This window comes from Paenibacillus sp. FSL L8-0436 (assembly GCF_038593025.1).
GTDB lineage: Bacteria > Bacillota > Bacilli > Paenibacillales > Paenibacillaceae > Paenibacillus_AQ.
Genome location: NZ_CP151955.1, coordinates 1,687,303 through 1,708,218, shown reverse-complemented (window position 1 = coordinate 1,708,218; position 20,916 = coordinate 1,687,303). Strand labels below are relative to the sequence as shown.

The window sequence follows — 20,916 nt, the reverse complement described above, 5'->3', positions numbered from 1 at the left end:
CTATACTATAACCAAATCAAAGAGAAAGCCGCAAGGCTAGAAAGTGAAGGAGAAACTTTACGTACATGTTGACGCGAACCCGCCAGCTTTTCCTAATTCCAAGCTACTCCCTGTTTATGATCTGCATGATGCTGCAGGGGATGGCCATTTCCATCAGCTCTCCCTTTTTGGCCGTTTATTTCACAACAAAGCTGGGGGTCTCCGCAGGAACCTTCGGAATCTTTACCGCAGTGACCTTAATCAGCGGGGTCTGGCTCAGCTCGATCATTGCCAAACGCTCCGATTCCGGACTGAACCGTAAAACACTCATGGTCACAGCCATGCTGTTCAACGCGCTGGCTTTTGCCGGTTATTTATTCATCCACGAATTTTATGCGCTGCTGCTGTACATGACGGTCTTCACTGCTATTGGCGCTCCGGCCATGCCGCAATTGTTCGCCAGTGCGCGGGAAGCGGTAAATGCCAGTCCGTCCGCCGATCATGCCTTTGCCAATTCCAGTCTGCGCTCGATGTTCTCCCTGGGGTTTATTACCGGCCCGCTGATCGGCTCGATCCTCCTTAATCACTTGGGGTTTCAGGGCATTTTCATGAGCACCTCACTGATCTTCCTGCTTAATGCCTTGCTGGTCTGCTTCTTCGTGAAACGTCCTGTATTAAAGAAGCCAGCCGGTATCCAAGCAGCAACGCAGCTGAAGCTGCATCAGAACGCCAGAGTGCTTATCCCGTTTCTGGTGCTGACCCTGTTATATGCCGGGCACTGGCTTAACAATCTGAATATCTCATTGTTTATCATTAACACCTTGGGCGGCAGTACGCAGAATGTAGCTACAGTCTCGAGTATTTGTGCGCTGCTGGAGATTCCATTCATGCTCATATTAGGGGTACTGTCTGCCAAAACCTCCAATCGGGTACTGATGTTCTGGGGGATACTACTGGGAGCGGCTTATTATATTTTGGTGCTTGCCTCGACACAATTGTGGCATATCTTGGCCGGACAGGTGCTGCTGGCTTTCTTTGTTGCCGTGATTTCGGCCATCGGAATCAGCTACATTCAGGATTTGCTCCCTGATCTGCCCGGATATGCTTCAACGTTATATACCAATGCCACTACCATCGGACGGCTGGCCGGAAGTCTGGCCGGAGGGGCCGCTGCCGAGTGGGTCGGATACCGGAATGCTTACTGGGGCTGCTTGCTGCTTGTTGTATTCTCCCTTGCACTTATGTTGCTTCCCCAGCGCTACTCCGCACAAAAGGTGTATGAATCCTAAACGCAACCAGACAGGAGGCCATATTATGAAAATTATGCTTGTTGACGACAAACCTCATGTACGCAGTCACCTGAAGCTGATACTGAAACAGCTTCATTTTAAAGAGGATGTTATTCTTGAGGCTAATTGCGATCAGGAAGCCATTCGGCTGATTACCGAACATGAACCGGAAATTATTGTGACCGATGCCAAACTGCTGCTGCTCGGAGAAGCGCCTTTATCTGAACGCCTTGCCACTGCCCAATATCCGCAGAGTACAATTATTGTCACCAGCAGCCATCCGTTTGTCCTCGAAGCTTTCAGCAAAGGGGGCATTGTTTCCCTGTTGAAGCCTATTGATACAGGCGAGCTGGAAGGCGCGTTAATGAGAGCCTTTGCCGTCACCGGATAATACATCTTTGATTTAGAAAAAAAGAGTGCCCTATCCAATGATAGGTGCACTCTTATTGCATTCATCCACTATCTTCTCCGTTTTTTAGGCACGGCTCTGCGGTTGACTGAAACCGGTCTTCCCGGGGTCAGCTTTCTGGCCTTCAGCGGAACTCTGCGCACAATCGGTTTTCCAGACTTTGTAGGCAATGCTGTCCGAAGATGGGGTAATCCTTTTTTGCTTCGGCTGCTGCTGGAGATTAACACAACTGTGTAGTTGCGGACGCTGGATCCAACAGGAATTCTACGGAAGCCAAGTTCTCTGCAGTCGTCACAGTCGCTGTTCCAGCACTGATGGAAGGCTTCATTAGGGATCTCTGTATAGTATCCCCCTGACCAGGTATAGCTGTCACTCTCTGCATAGTAAAAGAATGTGTTGCCTCCGGCATGCCCTCTCCATACTTCTCTCGTCTGGCCAGGTTGGATCCGGTACCAGCCAATTGTGGCGTAGTTAATTGGAGTACAGTTGAAATTCGGGTAAGCATAGGCAACAAATATCGTCTCACTTGTACTGTTGCGAAATCTAAGCCCCATTGTCTTCATTCCCTTCTTCACTTTTTTCCTTACCCTGCATCATATGAAAATAGTGAATAAAGGGGCTGGACAATAGTTTATTATTAGACAAATAGGGCATATTGTCATTCCAGTAATTGTACGGCATGTAAGACAAAATAAATAAATCGCCTCTGGACTTCATAAAAGAGCGGATAATCGCCCATGCCTTTTACACCTCAGGATAATATACTATCTTATTCTAATGAGGTTAGGTGATGAACAGTGGCAACATTTGCTGAAGCTCTTGTGATAAAGGAAAACATAGCAAGTACCGTGCTCAAGAACCGGAAAATTCATGGAGTCGGGATAGGGTATTACGACCCCAAACATCCCAAAAAAGGCGCAGCCGTGATCCTCTACGCCAATGCCGTAAGCAGCAACGCCCTGGGTTTGGGCCCAAAATTCTCCTCGCAGGTCAAAGGCAAACCTATAAATGTCCCCATCCGGGTAGTAAAGACCAAAAAAATACGCAGCAATGCAAGTTATCGGGACCGGATTCGTCCAGTCGTAGCAGGCTACAGTATTGGTACTACCGGTGGCTCAGGAACCGCAGGCTTAATTGTCAGCAGCGGCAATCAGCTGTATGTGCTTAGCAATAACCACGTGCTTACCAATCCGACCAACTCCAACAACCGGGCGGAAACGCTGCAGCCGGGCGGTGCGGATGAAGGGCGGACCGTAAGGGATCGGGTCGGGTATTTATCGCGTTTTGTAACTTTGAAGACAAATGGTACTAACCGCATAGATGCGGCCTTGTCCCGCCCTGTAAGAAACAGCATTCTCAGTCCGAAATATGCAACGGTAGGCAACATTCCCGGTCATGTCACTTCCTACCGTGTAGGGGAGCGTTTCAAAAAGGTAGGGCGGACAACAGGTCTGACCAGGGGAAGAGTCGATTCGGTGAATACGGATGTACAGGTGGATTATGGTCCGGATGTAGGCGTGCTAACCTTCCGCAATCAATCGATAATTCTGGGTGAGACACCGGTATCACTTCCTGGAGACTCCGGTTCTGTCTGGCTAAGGAGCGCGGATAATTTCGCGGCGGCTGTAAATTACGCCGGTACAGAGGATGGAAAGACTTCGGTTGCCTTTCCCGTCGATTGGGCACTCCGGGCACTCCGGGTGCGTGTAGCACGTCCAGCGGGACAAAGAGCGGGCAAGGTAAAGGTTGTAGATACCCACAACGGCAATGCTGCTTATACCCGCCGCCTCACTCCGAAAGAGCTTTCCATGCTTAAGGTAATCCGGCCAAAGTCTAAATAAGAAGCCCTAGAATAATTTGGATTAATTTCCATGTACATTCATACAAGCTCACAACCCTCTCTTTTCGTAAGATAATCTATCCTACGAAGAAAGAGGCGAGCAGCAAATGGCAATAAAAAAACTATCACTTAGAAATAAGGCCAAAGGTAAAGGTAAAAGAGTCACCCTGCGGCCAAACAGAGCCCGCTCCACGCAAAACCTTGGGAATGGTTTCCGCCGTATCGAGTTTCCTGCTGTAACCATCGAAGCCAACGACTTTCTTTTCCTCTTTTTATCTGCTGGAAGAGGCAGAGCTGTCGTTAGTGCGGGATGGACAATTTCCAATTTGACTTCCGCCTGGCCAACTGACAGCTTCCCGAACAGCGACTCGGAGTGGGTTATCATCCTTGAAAACCCGACAGGCGTTGCAAGAAGCGTCATTCCGTTCCTGATTACCAAGTCACTCCGCTAATAGCAGAGGGTGCAAAAAGAAACGGCAGCTCCCCCTTTGAGGGGAGCCGTTGCATTTAAAAGAGACACGGATATCCCTAGGGTATCGTGTCTCTTTTTATTAGAGATTACACTGGCCTGCTATACTCTCGATCCTGCATCCTTGTTAATAGACGCCGGTTTCACTCCATAGGTGAAATCACCGGCTATCCCCCGAATCCAGACGGAATATACTCTCCCCAACCCTCTTATGGTCATAGGCAGCAACAGGGCCAGCACTAGGCCGATTGCAGCCGCTACCCAGGAACGCTGATATACATTGAGCCACGGCAAGAACAGATTCATCGTCCCGTCAAAGGAATACAGATCAAAAGAAAGGGATAAAACCTTGCTTAACTTGTAAGCTGCCGGTGACAATATAATCGCAATAACAACGGCGGGAAGCGTGACAGCAAGGGTAAACCCGGCAATGCCTACGGGAAGCTGGGCTATACTGTAGAGGATCCCCCGCCAGCTCTTACGATTTATAAGGATAGACAGCATGGAACGCCAATCCTTCCAATCTACAATGGATCGGGAGTCCTCAGTTTGGAGCGGTTGCTCTTCTCCCTGCATCCACCCTGTAACCGCCTGCTCTTCTTTGGCCATCATCCAGCGGCATAGGGTAAATGTTGCAGCCAGCAAAGGCAGTCCAATCCCTACAATAAGCAGCGGCAAGCCGGCACATATGCCTGTAACGGCAATTACAAACGCTGCAATCCCCTTCGGAAGGGACAGGATGAGCAGGAGCCAGGACTTTAGCGCGCTTGGTTTACGCATAATTAAAAGCCTCCTAATAAGGTCATTGTAGAAATGTACAAGCTATCCATCAGCCGATCCACACTCTGCCGAACACTTAATTCAGCAGGGAGCTCATCACCGGCAAAACACAGCTCCAGCGTGGCATCGCGGATGATTCCATCCACAGTTACCTGAATGAGCATCAGAATGTCGGTTAAGGGAACAAGGGGCCGGAACTGGCCTTTAGCTTCACCTTCTGCACAATAATTCATCAATTGCTGAAAGAAATAATTGTAGCCGTGCCCGGACTCGGCTTCTGCTTCCGCAGCCTGCTCAGCAAGCTGCTTCTTAACCAGCTCCGGCTGACTGGCATAGATTGCATTTAGCTCAAAGGCCAATTTGCTGTAGCCACTCTCTATAGAAGCCGTAATCTCTTGCCCGATGAAGGTAAAGATTGCGCGAAGCGTCTGGTCAGGTGAAAGGCTGGCCGCAAAAAGCTGCGTTAAAAAACCTTTGAAATCTATCTCAAGATCAAAACGGTCGGACAACGCAAACCACACCTCTTCAATATTGGCAAAATACTTATATACGCCCCCTTGGCTTAGTCCGGTCTGCCTCACGATATCCTTCATAGTTACTTTATGCAGCGGTTTACGCGCACTAACCTCCAGCGCTGCATCCAAAATTTCATTGATTCTATTCTCTGTATATGCCTCGCTAACCTTTGGAATACAATGTCCCCCCTCACTCAAAATAACGACACATTGTCGTTTTAGTTATTCTCATCTTACGCAGTACCGGGATCATTGTCAATATTTTGAAATTGAAATTTTTTACCGGTCACGCAAAAAAAGCAGCCTGTCCTTAGACAAGCTACATACAAGCTTCAATTTGACGAGTTGCCGAAACGACTACCATTACAGGTCTGTTATTGCCGCAAGAACGGTATTGTTGAAGTAATCAACGTACATATTTTTAAATGGCTTCCGGTGATCAAGCTCCACAGAAAAATGAACGGTTACTGTCTGATAGACCGGATCGACGCAGAGAAAAGGACCCGCTGCCCCCCAATGCGAATAGGCTTCCGGTGAGAATAGGTCTCCGCCATCACGTTTTGTCCCGTTAATCGCCCAGCCGTATCCCCAATACGCTTCAGGAAATACTTCATCCCGATATTGCGAGGATACACCGGGAATTTGATTACGTGTCATTTCTTTTACAGTTACCGGACTGAGCAGCCTTGTCCCGTTATAAATTCCGCCGTTCAGAAACATTTGCCCAAATACAGCCAGATCGGGGGCAGTGGAGTAAGCACCGCCCCCGGCCGATACAGAATTTAATTGATTTTCGGTTTCTATCCACTCTGCACAAGCTGCCTCCGGTATACGTCTAACGACTCTGCTGCGTGCTTCCTGCGGAACCCGATAATATGTATTTTCCATTCCAAGCGGTTCAAAAATGCTTTCCTTTACGAACTCATCATAAGCTTGACCTGTGGTACGCCGGATAATTTCACCCAACAGCTCATAACCATACCCGCAATAAGACATGACAGTCCCTGGCTCGAAGCTAAGCGGTGCATCATATCCGCCGTACAAGTATTGATGAATTTCCGGATCCTGATTGGGTTCGCTTGCAGGGAACTCTTCTTTCGCCAGTTTCGCAGTTCCATTCAACCGGATCACCTCAACATCCAGACCAGAGGTGTGTGTCAACAAATGATGCACGCAAACCTTTGATTTTCCTTCTCCTGTAAACTCGGGGATATAATCCGAAACAGGTCTATTCAGTCCTATCTTCCCTTGTTCCATCAACATCATAACCGCTGTTGCGGTAAACAGCTTCGTTATGGAGCAGAGTGGAAATAACGCGTCAACAGCTAATTCGGCTGCGTCTGGCTCAGGTCCGAGGGTTCCATTCGCTTGATGGACAATTACAATTCCCTTTCTCGCGGCCACAATCACTTGTGCGGGCGTAATGTTGTCCTCAACCATTTGCGCTGCAGCTGTCTGAATGCGTTGAACACCGCAAGCTGAAACCCCCGCCTGTTCTAATGAACCCAATGATAGTTTTTCCATAGATATTCCTCCATTAAGCACTCGTTAATATATGTGTTAAGTACTATGTGAATATATTAACATCTCTGTTTTCTGGAGTACATCCCGGATTTTCCGGAAAATCAGCTTTACCTTCCTCAATTATCTTCCGCCTTATAAAACTCAAAAATACAGCCTCATCCGCACAGACTTCTGGGACCGCGGCACCTGGCTGCGGCTGATTATATCTTCATATCTTTGCCGGTATAATCCACGAACCTGAAATGCCCTTCCGGAGCGCGGCGTTGCTCGATCAGGCTGATAATGCCCTCGGCACTGCTGCGCGGGTTCGTCGGCGCCTCTTCCCCGCCCATATCCGTATGCATCCAGCCGGGATGTACGCTCAGCACCTGTACGCCGCGTTCTTGCAAATACACATGCAGCTGCTGCGAGAACATATTGAGTGCTGTTTTGGAGATGGCATAAGGATAATCGCCCGGATAAGCATTGGTAATGCTGCCCGCTTCCGACGAGATGTTAATGATTGAACGGTCCGGCCCGGTGAGCAGCGGCAGGAAATGCTTGACCACCCGTATCGGCCCGTACAAATTAATATCCATCGTTGTCAGCATGTCCTTCAGATCCAGCTCTTCAACCGGCGTATTCCGGGCGGTCAGGATCGCCGCATTGTTGATGATGGCACCGAGCGTCCGCCCTTGCCCTTTCAGACCAGCAGCCAGCTCCGCGATTCCCTCTTCGTTCGTCACATCCAGCGCAACCACGGTCAGCTTGGCTCCATAGGCTGCAGCAAGCTGCGACAGCGCGGCCTGTTCCTGATCGGGATGGCGAACTCCGGCAATCACTCCATGCCCGCGTTTCAGTGCTTCGGCCGCCAGCTCAACGCCTAGCCCGCGTCCCGCACCGGTAATTAGAATGTTCATCTTTTGCTCCTCCTCTATTGCATAATTTCCTCAAGCGCCGCTGTTCTGTTCATGAATAGGCAGAATTCACGGCGGGAGAATATCCATTTGTATGGGGGTATTCTGCTAATGCACTCTGTTGCTGATTTATTGCTTATCGTTCTCCAGCAGCTCCACGAGCACCTTTAATTCCTTGAACGTATCCATATAAGCATAACGTCCACCGTCATACTCGCCCTTCTGCTGCAGCGGGAACCCTCTGCCTTCGAGCAGCATAATCTTTTCCTGCATTCCTTCGATTACAAAAGCGATATGATGAGGCCCTTCTCCATGCTCATTCAAGTAATCGCGCCAAGTACTCGGCTGATGATCCGGCTCAATCAGTTCCAGCTGCAAGGAGCCCATGTCAAAAAAAGCGAGCCTGGCCCGCGCCTCCGTCGCCCCGCCGTTATACCGGGTCTGGGCAATATCTGCCGTATCGGTAATGATGATTTCCGGCACCGCCAGTCCAAAAAAGTCCGCATACGCCCGGCTTACCTTCTCTATATCATTCACCAAAATTCCAATCTGCGTAACGAAATGATTGCCGAGAACTCCTGACATGTGCCTCAACCTCCTTCTAGTGTGACCAATCTACCATACCCACACTATGAAAGGGCTGTCAAGCCTGAGCTAAAATCGTATCTGGTGAGGGAATCCGCGTACAAACCTCCGTACTCTCCACGAGATTTCTTGACTGTACGTGGATTCACTCCAAGCTCGTTCACTAGATCAACAGGCCGGATGAACCCATTCCAACGTGTCGCCATCCGTAGAATGTCCCTCTCCAGCCTGCTGTACGGACGACTCTCCCCATCCGCAATCTTCAACAAGCTTGGCGCCAATAAAGATTTAAATAGAGAAATTGTCAGCTCCGGTACAGATTCCAAATCATCATAGGGAACCGCGACTACACGATACCCTGCAATTTGCAGATAAGTTTCTCTATTTAATTCCTGCCGGTACCTGGTCCGATCGGTCTGCTGCACATGTGGCCCGTACCCTTTGATCTCAATGGCAAACTTAACCTGTCCCGGTTTCCAGACCAGATCAACAAAATAAGGCCGTCCCCGCCAATCCGAGACCTCGTACTCCGGATGAAGATCATCCATATGTCCAAAAATCGGCCACCAGACCCGCTCCCCAAACATTTTCTCACCATGCCCGTGCCCTCGCACCAACCGGTCAAGTCGTTCTCCTGTTCTATGGTTCTTATGAGAATCCAGCCACTTTTGGTGTTCTTCAGCAAAACCCATTCCTATCTTCCTCCTCTGCATAAAAAAATCCCGCACCCCAATATGCCATGGAGTACGGGACGTTCTTCGTCCGTTTTTTTAGATTATAGAGCTTATAGTTTTCTCGCTAATTCACCCCCGCTAAACACCGGCTGTTCCCCCTGTTTATCCACTTGAGCCCGTCCATCATGAATGCCATTGTCTGACACCCCAGCGAGTAAAATCTGGTAAATTCTAGTTTTTCTTGTTTGGTTAATCGGTGATCCGGTTATTTAATGAAATATTTACTTTATACAGAGGGGTGAGGAACGATGGACCATAAAAAAAGATCACGCCTGATGCAGCAGTTTATTTTTGTCGGGCCAACTTCCCTGTTTTTCTTTGTTATTGTGCTGATTCCATTCTTTTTGGGCCTTTATTATTCGTTTACCAGTTGGAACGGAATCTCACGGCATGTCGAGTGGACCGGGCTGCGGAACTATTTACATATTTTCACCAAAGACCCTTCGTTTCTGCATTCGTTCTGGTTCACCGCGAAGTTCACTTTGTTTGGACTGGTGCTGACGAATCTGCTCGGATTCACACTCGCTTATGTGCTGACCCGCAAGATATTTACGCGTAATGTGCTGAGAACGGTATTTTTTGTCCCCCATGTCATTGGCGGTTTGCTGCTCGGATTTATCTGGCAGTTTATTTTTGTTAGAGGGTTTGCCTCCATGGGACAGGCCACCGGCTGGTCCTTCTTTAATCTGCCTTGGCTCGGTACGGAAGCCACTGCCTTCTGGGCTATTGTAATCGTCTTCGTGTGGCAAAATGCGGGTTATCTGATGGTGATCTACATTTCGGCCATCAACAACGTGCCGCAGAGCCTGATCGAAGCGTCCAAAGTGGACGGGGCCGGACGTATGCAAACCTTGCGCCATGTCACCATTCCGCTGGTGATGCCGGCGGTAACCGTTTGTTTATTCTTGTCCATCTCCTGGTCCTTCAAGCTGTTCGACCTGAACCTGTCGCTGACCAAAGGCGGCCCTTTCAAGGCTACCGAATCGGTCGCGCTTAATATTTACAATGAGGCCTACACGATCAGCCGGTTCGGCATGGGATCGGCCAAAGCAATGGTCTTCTTCGTCATTGTGGCCGTCATCTCCCTGCTGCAGGTTAGTGCAACCAAGAAAAGAGAGGTGGAGCTGTAATGGAGACTACCGCCAAAAAATTCAGTGTCCCCCTGCTGCTTGCCGAGTTACTGATGATTGTGCTGGCGCTTGCTTTTCTGGTTCCGTTTTACTTCCTGCTGGCCAATTCGGTCAAAAGCTACAGCGAGATTCTTTCGGATTCCGCTGCGCTCCCCTCCGTGTTCCAGTGGAGCAACTATGCCGAAGCGTGGAAAGCTACCGATTTCCCGCGTGCTTTCCTGAACTCTTTTGTTGTCACGGTGATCAGCAATATCCTGCTGGCTTTCCTCTGCTCCATGTGTGCCTATAAAATGGTCCGCAACAACAGCAGATACAACCGATTCCTCTATATCGCGCTCGTAGCGGCCATGGTTATTCCTTTCCAGGCGATCATGATTCCGCTGGTGCAGATCGTCAGCGGCCTGGGCGTAATGGATTCGACGACCGGTCTGATTTTGGCGTATTTGGGGTTTGGTGCGCCAATGACCGTTTTTCTTTTCCACGGCTTCGTCAAATCGGTACCCATCGACATTGAAGAGGCTTCGCGGGTGGATGGCAGCAGCCCCTACGGTACCTTTTTCCGGATCGTACTGCCGCTGATGCAGCCGATCATCGTCACCGTCATAATTCTGAACACCCTGTGGATCTGGAACGATTACCTGATGCCTTCACTCATTCTGCAGGCCCCATCCCTCCGCACCATTCCCATCGCCACTTACAGCTTCTTCGGGCAATACACGAAGCAGTGGGATTTGGCGCTTCCGGGTCTCGTGCTCGGGATTACACCTGTGGTCATCTTTTTCCTGCTTATGCAGAAGTATATTATTGAAGGGATTGCCCAGGGCTCCGTCAAGGGCTGACGATACATGTGACTTTTCAGGCAGAGAGGATGAATCAATATGAATAAAAAACGTGGAGTTCTCCTCGCATGCTCCCTGCTGCTGGCCCTGCTAACGGCCGGCTGTGGACGCGGCAGCGACAATACGGGTGGAATCAAAACTGTGCATATCTACCAGTTCAAGGTCGAAATCTCCGAAGCACTAGCTTCGCTCAAGACTGAATTCGAGAAGGAACACCCGGACATCCGGCTGGAGATTCAGAGCGTCGGCGGCGGCAGCGACTATGGCGCTTCCCTAAGGGCGAAGTTCTCATCCGGGGATGAGCCGGACATCTTCACTATCGGCGGCAACAATGAGCGCGACATGTGGCTGGAATATCTGGAGGACTTAAGCGGAGAAGCCTGGGCTAAGGATGTGAAGCCGCTGGCTGCCGAACAAATGACTGTAGATGGCAAGCTCTACGGCATGCCCATGAATCTGGAAGGGTACGGCTTCATTTATAATAAGGATCTGTTCAAGCAGGCCGGAATTACCGGAAAGCCGCTGACTCTGGCCGCTCTGCGCGAGGCTGCCGAAAAGCTGAAGGCCGCAGGGATCACACCTTTTGCCAACGGCTATCAGGAATGGTTCGTGCTCGGTAACCACAATGTGAACGTAGCCTTCGCCCAGCAGCCCGATCCCGAAACATTCATCGCCGGTCTGACGGACGGCTCCAAGTCCTTCGCCGGAGACCCGGTTTTCTCCAAGTGGATCGACCTGCTTGACCTGACGGTGGAATACGGGAACAAGAACCCGCTCTCGACCGACTATAATACCCAGGTCACCATGGTGGCCAGCGGGGAAGCCGCGATGATGCAGCAGGGCAACTGGACCCAAGGCCAGATTGACGGGATTGACCCGGATCTGAACCTGGGCATCCTGCCAATGCCTATTGAAGATACCCCGGAAGATAACGATAAGCTCTATGTAGGGGTGCCAAGCAACTGGGTCGTCAACAAGTTCTCCCCGGTTAAAGAGGAAGCTAAGGTCTTCCTGGATTGGCTCGTTACCTCGGAGACCGGCAAGCAATATATCACCAAGGAATTCCAGTTCATCCCTGCGCTCGACAGCATCAAGGGAACCGAAAAGGATCTCGGGGCACTTGGCGCTGAGGTGCTGGACTATACTGACAAGGATCAGGCGCTGACTTGGAACTGGTCGCGTCTGCCGAACGGAATGCCGCAGGAGTTATCCAGCAGCATTCAAGGTTATCTCGGCGGCAAGCTGACTAAAGAAGGCATGCTGAAGGAGTTCCAGATCAATTGGGATAATCTGAGTGTGCAGTAATTGCATGAGGACTTTTTTCATATGAGTGCACTTTATACAGCAGAATGCTCATTATTCTCCGGTAAATCGCATTCTGCTGTATTTCGTGCAATAGAATTATTGGTTTTTAGTCAAAACCACCTTTCCCGCAAAATTCCGCTGTATAGAGTGCAATAGAATCTGCTTTCCGGCTATTTTAAAAAGATTCTGTTGTAGAAAGTACAATAGAATGCGTCTCGACCTGAACTTGAGAGGGTTCGGATTTTAGAATTTTAAACCAAAGCAAGCTACATAACCGGCACCTTATAAGCATTCACATTGACAGCAGACCCATTAATGGTCAATATGGCGTTGTAATACCCCCGGTCACCGTTTGGCTTGCATTTATAATCCCCTGAACATCCGCACACGAAGAATTTAGTTGTAGGGAACCCCGGATAAATATTGGCCAGCTTCCGATAAAACAAATGCCCGTGGTGTGTAAATATGGCCAGCACTTTATCTCTCACTTTCGCTGGAATCGCCGTAAAAAACTTATTCGTCTCCGCCCCGCTTAACACATGACTGGGAGCAACCGTAATCCCGCTCACTTTCAATGGCCAATGAAAATCAATAATATAATAATGGCGGTCATCTAAATTTTTCAGAATATTTAGGCTTTCCGGTGTGAACGCCCCTAGCGCACAATCCAGCCATACATACTTCACCTTTGCCTGCGTCCCCGGAAAATTCATTTGCCCGGCAACCGCACCTAAATATTGTTTGAACAAGGACTGAGTACTTGCCTCCCAATTTCCTATCGATGCTTTATAAGGAATGCTCCCGAGTGTGCTGGTAACCGTATCCTTGAAGTCCTTGTAGAGGGCATCGGCATTATTTCCATGATTGGCTCCTGCCTGGGCATTATCCCCGCCAAAAATCACAAACTTCTTACTCCCGCTGCTCACTGCTTTTGGCAAAAGCTTTCTAAAAATGGCCGAGCTGTTCCCATACCCCACATGACTATCTCCGATCACGGCAAAGTTAATGATCTGTGCCTGCACCTTAAGCTTCAAGCTGTCTTTGGGTCGGGGTCTGGGTGAAAGGTTCCGTTTCTTAACTGTCCCTGCCTGCCTTCTCACTTGAAAACCACCTCTTCGAACTGGATTAGAATATCTGGTTATATTTATATTCGATTCGGATAGCAAGTTCTTGGATTCGCTGGCGGCCTAGATAGTTAGAACCATTTTGAAAACTTTGAGCCTTTTTTCACTTGATGCTGAACGTGCCAATATTTACAATATAAATTAAAATGTTCCACTATCCAAAAGGAAGAAGGATGACGTATGCGTATCAACAAAAAGGTGTCCCGAATACTGTTTCCCATCATGGTCTTGTCTGTGATGGCGGGATGCGGAAGCAACGAACAGAAGAACGAGGCAGACACGAATAAGGAACCCGCTACCACAGTAAGCGCCCACCCAACGCATTGGTCCTATGAAGGTGAAACATCCCCGGAACACTGGGCTGAACTGGATAAACTGTTCACAACCTGCAGTACAGGTACGGCCCAGTCGCCGATTAACATTCTTCATGAGAAAGTGCAGGATGATGAGAGCCTGTCCCCTATCAAGGTTGAGTATGCGCCGTCCCCGGTGTCTATCATTAACAACGGCCACACGATCCAGGTTAACCTAAAAAATCAGGACAACCGTATCACCCTTGAAGGAAAGACGTATATCTTGCAGCAGTTTCATTTCCATCTGCCCAGCGAACATGAGGTAGATGGCAAACATGCCGATATGGAGCTTCATTTTGTCCATAAAAGTGAAGACGAGACGCTTGCTGTACTGAGTGTCCTAATCACTAAAGGCTCCGAAAATGTTGAGCTGAAAAAGCTTTGGTCCGTGCTCCCCTCCGAGGAGAGCGAACAGGAAGTCCCGGTTGAGGGTGTCTTCGACATGAACCAGCTGCTTCCAACAGACCTTGATTCGTTCCGCTATCAAGGATCACTCACCACACCACCATGTACCGAAGGGGTACAGTGGATCGTCCTGGAAAATCCCGTTCAATGGTCTGATGAGCAAATCGGCAAATTCGAAGGCATTTTCCCGCATGACAACCGCCCCGTACAAGCGCTCGGCTCCCGGGAAATAGATAGCGAGAAATAAAAGGATAATTATTCTTATATTCGAACAAAAGCCTTGGACAACTTCGTCCAAGGCTTTATTTTGTTTAATTCCCTTTAGCCGGGAATCCCATCCTGTAGTTTATCTTGCGCTCCCATCCCTTGAAGGATATGGTTGGCATCCCGCAGCAGATAGGAGGCCGCTTCAGCCTGGATATGCTTGCCGCTTTGGGCTTGAACCTGATGAACGAACGCTTCCACTTGACCTTGTACCAGTTTCACGAGCAGACTGTTCGCAATCCCGTGATTGTCTATCCAAGACTTCTCTTTGAACAGGCCAACGAGTGCTTTCAGCGAGCTTACGTCGGCATACGTTGAGAAAGTCACCGTGCTCTCCTGCCTGTTCCCCGCGCTGTCGCTGACGGATACCGCGAACGTGTGCGGGCCGATATCCAGCGTGTACAGTGGAACCTGCGTTCCCGGCTCTACGGCTTGCTCATCCAGCCGTGCAACGGTCTTAGCGGAATCCACCCCGGACATCGCATCGATGGCCGCCCAAGACAAGGTCAGCGATTCTGTTCCCGCATAGGCTTTCGGGGCCGGCTCTGCCACAGTTAACTCAGGGGCACTGCTATCCAGCTTAAAGCTCAAGGTTTTTGATTCCTCGCTGTTTCCGGCGTAATCAACCGAGCGGTAAAGCAGTGAATACTGGCCGTCTTGGCTAAAGGTGAGCGGTCCCTGGTAAGGCAGCCATGTGTCTCCGCTATTTATGCTGTATACGGTGTCCGTTACACTGGTACCCGTATCTGCAGTATTCAATTGGACCGTAACGGGCTGAGTATACCAGCCGTCCGCACCATCAGGCAGCGCCGGAGTCAAGACGGCTGTGCTAACAGGTGCGGTCTTGTCAATCCTCGTAAATTTCACGTCGTCGAACCACATTTCACTGAAACCGCCCACATAGAAACCTACCGTTCCCGAAGCATTATGTTTGGGATCGGAACCATCTAGTCTCACTTCTCCGTTCACATAGACGCGGATGCTGGCGCCATCCACCAGAATACGAAGATTATAGCCGGTATCCGGCTGCAAGTCTTGGGTTGGAAGATTCTTCGTCTGAAGCACTGTCCAGGTTGGACCGTAGAGAATCCACTGTGAAGTGCCGTCCGCCAATTTCTTGTATGCGATCTTGCCTGAATTGCTGGCGACAGAACGGTCATACACATAGAGGGTCCCAAGATCCGGCATTACAGCAGGCGTTTTCAGTTTGAAGGTCAGGTCATAATCCGTGAACAGCTTCGGATGAAGCGCAGAGGCGCCCTTCAGAATTTTGTACATCTTGTTTCCGTTCACCGTTACCATGCTGCGGTTCGGATCCACCGGCCACCCGTTCGCTCCCGAATCGTAATCTGTGTAGTCAAGAATATCCGACACGATGATCCGGGCAGAGGCGGTGGCCTCCGGTTTGGCAACGGAGGCTACCTTGACAACAGTCTCCCCTTTGGCGTGGGCGGTGACTGTTCCGTTCTCATCGACAGAGGCAATTTCCGGGTTAAGAGACTGCCAGACGACGGAACGATTCTCGGCATCCGACGGATCGAACTGGACCTGCAGTGGCGTCTGTTCATCGATTACCATATTGACGCTGCTTTTGTTGAGCATAAGCCCGGAGACATTTTTTGTCGGGACCATAAATTTGATGTCATCGAACAAGAGATAGTCAAAGCCGCCGGCGTAGAACCCGACTTTGCCGGAAGGATTAAAGGTCGGATCAGTGGCCTTCAGCTTAAGCTTGCCGTCAGCATAGACGCTAATTTCCGAACCCTTGACGATGATCTTCATGTTGTAGACGGTATCCGGCAGCAGGTCCGGGGCAGACAGTGCGTTCTGCTTAACGGTTCCCCAGGCTGCATTGTAGAGAATCCAGGAAGAAGTTCCGTCAGCATACTTCCGGTATCCGATTCTTCCTCCGTTGCCGCCCGGATTCAGCCGGTCGAATATATAGAATGTGGCCGATTCCGGAATCACTGGAGGCGTCTTCAGCTTGAAGCTCAACTCGTAATTATTGAAGTCGTTCTCATTCAGCGTGGTCGCGCCTTTGAGCAGCTTATACATGTGATTGCCGCCGTCGGCCTCCACGATACTCCGGTTGGCATCGGCCGGCCAGCCATTCCGGCCGTTCTCGAAATTCGTATCATCTATAATCCCGTCACCGACTTCGACCATCACCTGAACCTCATCCTTTAAGAGCGGGTTGTCGGCGGAGACCGCTGTAACAACTGCGGTCCCCAGGTTGACCCCTCTCAGCTTGCCGGTGGCATCTACGGTCACCACGGAAGGATCACTGGAGGTATACTGCAGTTTATTGTTGGTGGCGTTCCAGGGAAGAACCGCCGAGTACAGGGTATGTGTTTTCCCGATGCCGAGGGTAAGGCTATCGTCATACAGTACGACAGCTTGGACGGGAATATTATCCGGTGCGAGATAAGGGCCTGCCTTACCTGAGATTCCCATCTCACTGAAGGGGATCGCCTGGAAGCCCGGTATCTGCTCAAACACCGCTGCATCCGCTTTCAGGTTCAGATCGCCGCCCGCCAGATTCACGAAGCCGGGATCCTGTTTCGTTACCCAGTTGTTTGCGTATTGGACCAGATTGAACTTATCATAAGCACCATTCACATTCGTCGTGCTGCTTATCGTTTTTGTCGGATTGTAGATCACATTGTTCTGGTACGTGTTCGTGTCCGGATAATACCGGTTCTCTGTGAAGAAGTCCGCCAGCTCCGGGTATTTGACCAGATGCGGCATGCCGGCGAAGTTATTGTATTTTTCGAACAAAGCGTGCCACGGCTGCATATAGTTTTTGGAGATTTGCTGCTCCGGGCCGTCGCCCAAATACAGATCCGCATAATCATACGGAACCTTGGCGTCGACAAAAATGTTGTTCTTCGTGCGGACATGAGCGCCCCCGTTGTTCAGAATGGCTGAATTGCCCATCTTGTAGAAGAGATTTTCTTCAATTGTGATTCCCATGGTGAAGTTATCCGGATAGATCCCCTGAACCCCGGCTTTGCCTTCTCCAATGTTATGGAAATAATTCCTCCGGATGACCGTTCCCCGCTCCTGCGGTGCAGCACCCAGATTCATGTAGATAGCTCCGAGATCCGAGAACGTCTTGCACACATCATAGATGTTGTTGTATTCCACGACATGGTCGTTGCCGAAGATCAGAATCCCCGGATGCGGGGCATCATGAATTTCACTGTGTGATATGCGGTTCCCTGCTCCTGTCAGAATTACAGCAGGGTTATACGCTTTATGATAATAAGCAAAGTCATGGATGTGGCTGTTCTCCACCACATTGTTGCCCGGCTCAAGCGTCAGCCTGTCGCCGCCGTTCAGAATGACTCCAGTTCCCCCCACATGATGGATATGCGTATTCACGATGGCATGGTTAACCCCTGAGCCCTTGGCAAAGTCATTGTACAACCAGCGGCTCTGGGTATTGATCCGTACGCCTCCTTCGGTGAAATTGCGGATCTCAGAGTGCACCAGCCGGATATGGCTGCCGCCCATGATGACCGCTCCGGAATCCCTGCCGATCTCCAGGATCAGGTCCTCGAAGGTTACATACGACGTATTGGCCGTATTGATCATGGGTGTCTTCAGCATGGATACAGTGATCTCCGGATTGTTCGCCTGGAAGGCGGCTGTCGGCATGAAATACAGGATGCCTTGGCTCCGGTCAATGTAGTACTCCCCTGGCATGTCGATTTCTTCCAGCAGGTTCTGGGCGAAATGGAAGTCCGGATACCAGTTTTTAAAGAGGCCGCTCATTTCCCCGTAAGCTAATGTGATCGACTTATTGTCTGTATCAATAGAAGCAATTTTATTGTACGACCATTCCCAGCTGTAGCCGAAAATCCCGTCAAGCCATATATCATCCGCCTGGGTCCAGAGCTCTGGCCGATCATAGGTATAGGTGAACGTGCCTCCCCGGGTCTGCAGATCGGCATCCTTGCGGGTGGGTCCCGGATCAAGAATATTGCCCATTTGGACCGTGCCCTTATTGGGCCATCTCGCCAGAGTCATCCCTTCGCCTTCAATGTACAGCTCCATGGGGGGAGTCTGGCTTACGTCATTGGCTTTGTAGTAGCCATGACGGCTCATGACTCCGTAATCGGTAATGCCATGCCCCGGCAGCTCGACCTGCAGAACCTTGGATCTTGCATCGGGACTGATGATCCGGTTCAGAACCGCCGGATCTGTTACCGGGGCGAACCATGACTTCTCCAATTGCCGGCCGCCGCTCAGCCGCACGGATTCACCCGGATATGCCTTGTAGGTGACCGGTTTGTCTGCCGTCCCCGAATCCTGCTCCTCCAGCAGGAAGCTTGCGGTACGGCTGTATGTGCCGCCTCTCAAATAAACCGTAACGCCGCCGTCAGGCAGACCCGTGCCCTGCTTCAGCTGGCGGATGGTGTCCCTGGCCTTCTCCAGGGTACGGAAAGGAGCCGCCTCCGCACCTGAGTTGGAATCGCTTCCATTTTCCGCTACGAAATAGACTGCTCCGGGACTTGGGGCTTCCTCCGCTTGAATCTCCGTACCCCGTACAAACCCCGGGGTTAAACCTATTATCAAGGCAATAATCCAAAAGACAATGACCGCTTTTCTCTTCATGTCCGTACAGGCCTCCTTGTTATCGGTTTTAATTCGAAAGGGAACCGTGAGGTTCCCCGGAGCTTACCCTTTCACCGACCCGATCATTGTTCCTTTCTCAAAGTACTTAAGCAAAAAAGGATAAATGATGAGCACAGGTAAAGAACATACGATTACTGACGCCATCTTCAGGCTCTCTGGTGCAGGAGGCATCAGATTGGTTGCCGTAGTGAACGGATCGAGCTTATTCTCAATGAGGATTTGCCTTATGACTTGCTGCAGGACAAATTTCGACTGGTCGGTAACATATAGCAGATTGTCCATGAACGCGTTGATATGATGAACCAGCGACCACAGCCCGATCGTCACGAGGGACGGAATGGAGAGTGGCAGCACGATACGGAACAAGATCCTAATGTCTCTGGCTCCGTCGATACGGGCCGCTTCAATCAGCGCATCCGGAATGGAGCGGAAGAACGAGAGCATGACCAGAACCTGAAAGGCGTTAGCTGCCGAAGGCAGCACATACACCCAGCGTGAGTTCAGCAGATGCAGCTCCTTAATGAGCAGATAATTCGGCACAATACCCCCGTCGAAGATCATGGTGAACAGCAGGAGCATAACCAGGACACGCTTCATCGGAAAATCCGGGCGCGACAGCGGATAAGCAGCGCAGACGGTGACCAGCAGCGTCAGGAAGGTGCCTACGATCATGCGGAATATAGTATTCGCATAGCCCGACCAGATGAATGGATACTCCAGCAATTCCTTATAAGCTCTCCATTCAAAGTCCCTTGGGATGAAATGGAATCCGCTGCGGAGTGCCTCCCCGCGGCCGCTGAAGGATACTGCGATAACATGGATGAACGGGTAAACGACGATAAGCGCGAGTAGTGATAATACAAAGTAGATAATTGCCGGGGCAATAAGATCCTGCCATTTTTTCACCTTCATGACTGACTTCCTCCTGCTTCTACCATAATCCGTTCTCCCCTTGGCTCATTTTCCTCACGGTCAGATTGGCGCCCAGAATGAGCAGCAGCCCCACAAATGATTTGAACAGACCGATAGCCGCCGTGTAGCTGTATTGGAACTGCTGCAGCCCCACCCGATAGACATAAGTGTCGATGACATCGCCGGTTTCGAAAGTGACCGGATTCAGCAGGTTAATGATTTGTTCGAAATTTGCACTTAAGAACCCGCCGAGACTCAAGATGAACATGATAGAAATGGTAGGCATGATCGAAGGAATATTGATCCGGATGATCCGCTGCCAGCGGTTCGCTCCGTCAATAATGGCTGATTCCTGAATTTCGGGATTGATCCCCGATAAAGCTGCAAAATAAATGATTGAACCCCAGCCCAGATCCTTCAGGATGGAGGAACCTACGATGATGCTCCGGAAGTATTCCTTCTTGCCCATGAAGAAGACGGGCTCCATTCCGAACCAGCCTACGATTTGAGCTACAACTCCGGTAGTTGGCGATAGAAAATAGATAAGAAGGCCCGACATGATTACCCAAGATACGAAATGGGGCAGATACATAGTCGTCTGAACAAATCTCTGGAAGCCGCGGGAGCGGACTTCGTTCAGGAGTATTGCCAGAATGATTGGTGCAGGAAAAGCAAAGATCAGCTGGTACATGTTCAGAAGGAGCGTATTTTTAAGCAGACGGTAAAAATCGCTGCTATGAAACAATTCCTGAAAGTGATGGAAGCCCACCCAGGGACTTCCCCATATTCCATCCACAACCCGGAAATCCTTGAAGGCAATGATCACGCCGTAGAGCGGACCATATTTAAAGATGACGAAGAAGATAAAGGCAAACAGAAACAACGCCATTAGTTCTCCATGCTTTCTTATGGTTTTCATACTG

General features: G+C 50.1%; 19 protein-coding genes. 8 read left to right on the top strand and 11 right to left on the bottom strand.

Annotated elements, in window-relative coordinates:
- The first annotated feature begins 65 nt into the window (after window positions 1–65).
- Both NSS79_RS07915 and NSS79_RS07910 read left to right on the top strand, forming a co-directional pair.
- A complete protein-coding gene (locus tag NSS79_RS07915; RefSeq protein WP_342438926.1) occupies window positions 66–1,268 on the top strand; it encodes a sugar efflux transporter in 1,203 nt (400 codons plus the stop codon).
- 25 nt (window positions 1,269–1,293) lie between these two features.
- The gene (locus NSS79_RS07910; RefSeq protein ID WP_342438925.1) at window positions 1,294–1,659 is read left to right on the top strand and encodes a response regulator; all 366 of its coding nucleotides are present in this window, start codon (window positions 1,294–1,296) and stop codon (window positions 1,657–1,659) included.
- 68 nt (window positions 1,660–1,727) lie between these two features.
- Here the strand turns inward: NSS79_RS07910 and NSS79_RS07905 are convergent, their stop codons facing one another.
- Complete coding sequence (locus NSS79_RS07905) at window positions 1,728–2,231, bottom strand: DUF1036 domain-containing protein (protein WP_342438924.1); 504 nt, start codon at window positions 2,229–2,231, stop codon at window positions 1,728–1,730.
- Window positions 2,232–2,474: 243 nt separating this feature from the next.
- Here NSS79_RS07905 and NSS79_RS07900 point away from each other — a divergent pair, with 243 nt between their 5' ends.
- Window positions 2,475–3,518 carry a hypothetical protein gene (locus NSS79_RS07900; protein WP_342438923.1) on the top strand — a complete coding sequence of 348 codons (1,044 nt, stop codon included), beginning with the start codon at window positions 2,475–2,477 and terminating at the stop codon, window positions 3,516–3,518.
- Between the two features lie 106 nt (window positions 3,519–3,624).
- Entirely contained in the window at window positions 3,625–3,969 is a 345-nt protein-coding gene (locus NSS79_RS07895) for a hypothetical protein (RefSeq protein ID WP_342438922.1), read from the top strand.
- A 119-nt stretch (window positions 3,970–4,088) separates the two neighbouring features.
- On the opposite strand, the gene NSS79_RS07890 is transcribed toward NSS79_RS07895, so the two are convergent.
- From NSS79_RS07890 to NSS79_RS07865, 6 genes are all read right to left on the bottom strand, one after another.
- Window positions 4,089–4,766, bottom strand: a complete 678-nt coding sequence (locus tag NSS79_RS07890) for a sensor domain-containing protein (protein WP_342438921.1) — start codon at window positions 4,764–4,766, stop codon at window positions 4,089–4,091.
- 2 nt (window positions 4,767–4,768) lie between these two features.
- On the bottom strand, window positions 4,769–5,479 hold the full coding sequence (locus tag NSS79_RS07885; RefSeq protein ID WP_342438920.1) for a helix-turn-helix domain-containing protein: 711 nt from the start codon (window positions 5,477–5,479) through the stop codon (window positions 4,769–4,771).
- Between the two features lie 165 nt (window positions 5,480–5,644).
- Window positions 5,645–6,805 (bottom strand): serine hydrolase domain-containing protein, encoded by a 1,161-nt coding sequence (locus NSS79_RS07880; protein ID WP_342438919.1) that lies wholly within the window; start codon window positions 6,803–6,805, stop codon window positions 5,645–5,647.
- A gap of 200 nt (window positions 6,806–7,005) precedes the next feature.
- Entirely contained in the window at window positions 7,006–7,704 is a 699-nt protein-coding gene (locus NSS79_RS07875; RefSeq protein WP_342438918.1) for an SDR family oxidoreductase, read from the bottom strand.
- A gap of 126 nt (window positions 7,705–7,830) precedes the next feature.
- The gene (locus tag NSS79_RS07870) at window positions 7,831–8,286 is read right to left on the bottom strand and encodes a VOC family protein (protein ID WP_342438917.1); all 456 of its coding nucleotides are present in this window, start codon (window positions 8,284–8,286) and stop codon (window positions 7,831–7,833) included.
- 44 nt (window positions 8,287–8,330) lie between these two features.
- Entirely contained in the window at window positions 8,331–8,978 is a 648-nt protein-coding gene (locus tag NSS79_RS07865; RefSeq protein WP_342438916.1) for a hypothetical protein, read from the bottom strand.
- Window positions 8,979–9,268: 290 nt separating this feature from the next.
- On the opposite strand from NSS79_RS07865, the gene NSS79_RS07860 reads away from it, so the two are divergent.
- Genes NSS79_RS07860 through NSS79_RS07850 form a run of 3 tightly spaced genes read left to right on the top strand, consistent with a single transcriptional unit; the run spans window position 9,269 to window position 12,294 of the window.
- On the top strand, window positions 9,269–10,150 hold the full coding sequence (locus tag NSS79_RS07860; protein WP_342438915.1) for a sugar ABC transporter permease: 882 nt from the start codon (window positions 9,269–9,271) through the stop codon (window positions 10,148–10,150).
- A complete protein-coding gene (locus tag NSS79_RS07855) occupies window positions 10,150–10,989 on the top strand; it encodes a carbohydrate ABC transporter permease (RefSeq protein ID WP_342438914.1) in 840 nt (279 codons plus the stop codon). The genes NSS79_RS07860 and NSS79_RS07855 overlap by 1 nt, the downstream gene beginning before the upstream one ends.
- 39 nt (window positions 10,990–11,028) lie before the next feature.
- Window positions 11,029–12,294: an ABC transporter substrate-binding protein gene (locus tag NSS79_RS07850; RefSeq protein ID WP_342438913.1), complete on the top strand. Its 1,266-nt coding sequence runs from the start codon at window positions 11,029–11,031 to the stop codon at window positions 12,292–12,294.
- Between the two features lie 266 nt (window positions 12,295–12,560).
- Here the strand turns inward: NSS79_RS07850 and NSS79_RS07845 are convergent, their stop codons facing one another.
- Window positions 12,561–13,394, bottom strand: a complete 834-nt coding sequence (locus tag NSS79_RS07845) for a metallophosphoesterase (protein WP_342438912.1) — start codon at window positions 13,392–13,394, stop codon at window positions 12,561–12,563.
- Window positions 13,395–13,598: 204 nt separating this feature from the next.
- On the opposite strand from NSS79_RS07845, the gene NSS79_RS07840 reads away from it, so the two are divergent.
- On the top strand, window positions 13,599–14,423 hold the full coding sequence (locus tag NSS79_RS07840; protein ID WP_342438911.1) for a carbonic anhydrase: 825 nt from the start codon (window positions 13,599–13,601) through the stop codon (window positions 14,421–14,423).
- Window positions 14,424–14,497: 74 nt separating this feature from the next.
- On the opposite strand, the gene NSS79_RS07835 is transcribed toward NSS79_RS07840, so the two are convergent.
- From NSS79_RS07835 to NSS79_RS07825, 3 genes are all read right to left on the bottom strand, one after another.
- Window positions 14,498–19,060 (bottom strand): Ig-like domain-containing protein, encoded by a 4,563-nt coding sequence (locus NSS79_RS07835; protein ID WP_342438910.1) that lies wholly within the window; start codon window positions 19,058–19,060, stop codon window positions 14,498–14,500.
- Window positions 19,061–19,123: 63 nt separating this feature from the next.
- Entirely contained in the window at window positions 19,124–19,993 is an 870-nt protein-coding gene (locus NSS79_RS07830; protein WP_342438909.1) for a carbohydrate ABC transporter permease, read from the bottom strand.
- 19 nt (window positions 19,994–20,012) lie between these two features.
- The gene (locus NSS79_RS07825; RefSeq protein WP_038587726.1) at window positions 20,013–20,912 is read right to left on the bottom strand and encodes an ABC transporter permease subunit; all 900 of its coding nucleotides are present in this window, start codon (window positions 20,910–20,912) and stop codon (window positions 20,013–20,015) included.
- Between the last annotated feature and the right edge of the window lie 4 nt (window positions 20,913–20,916).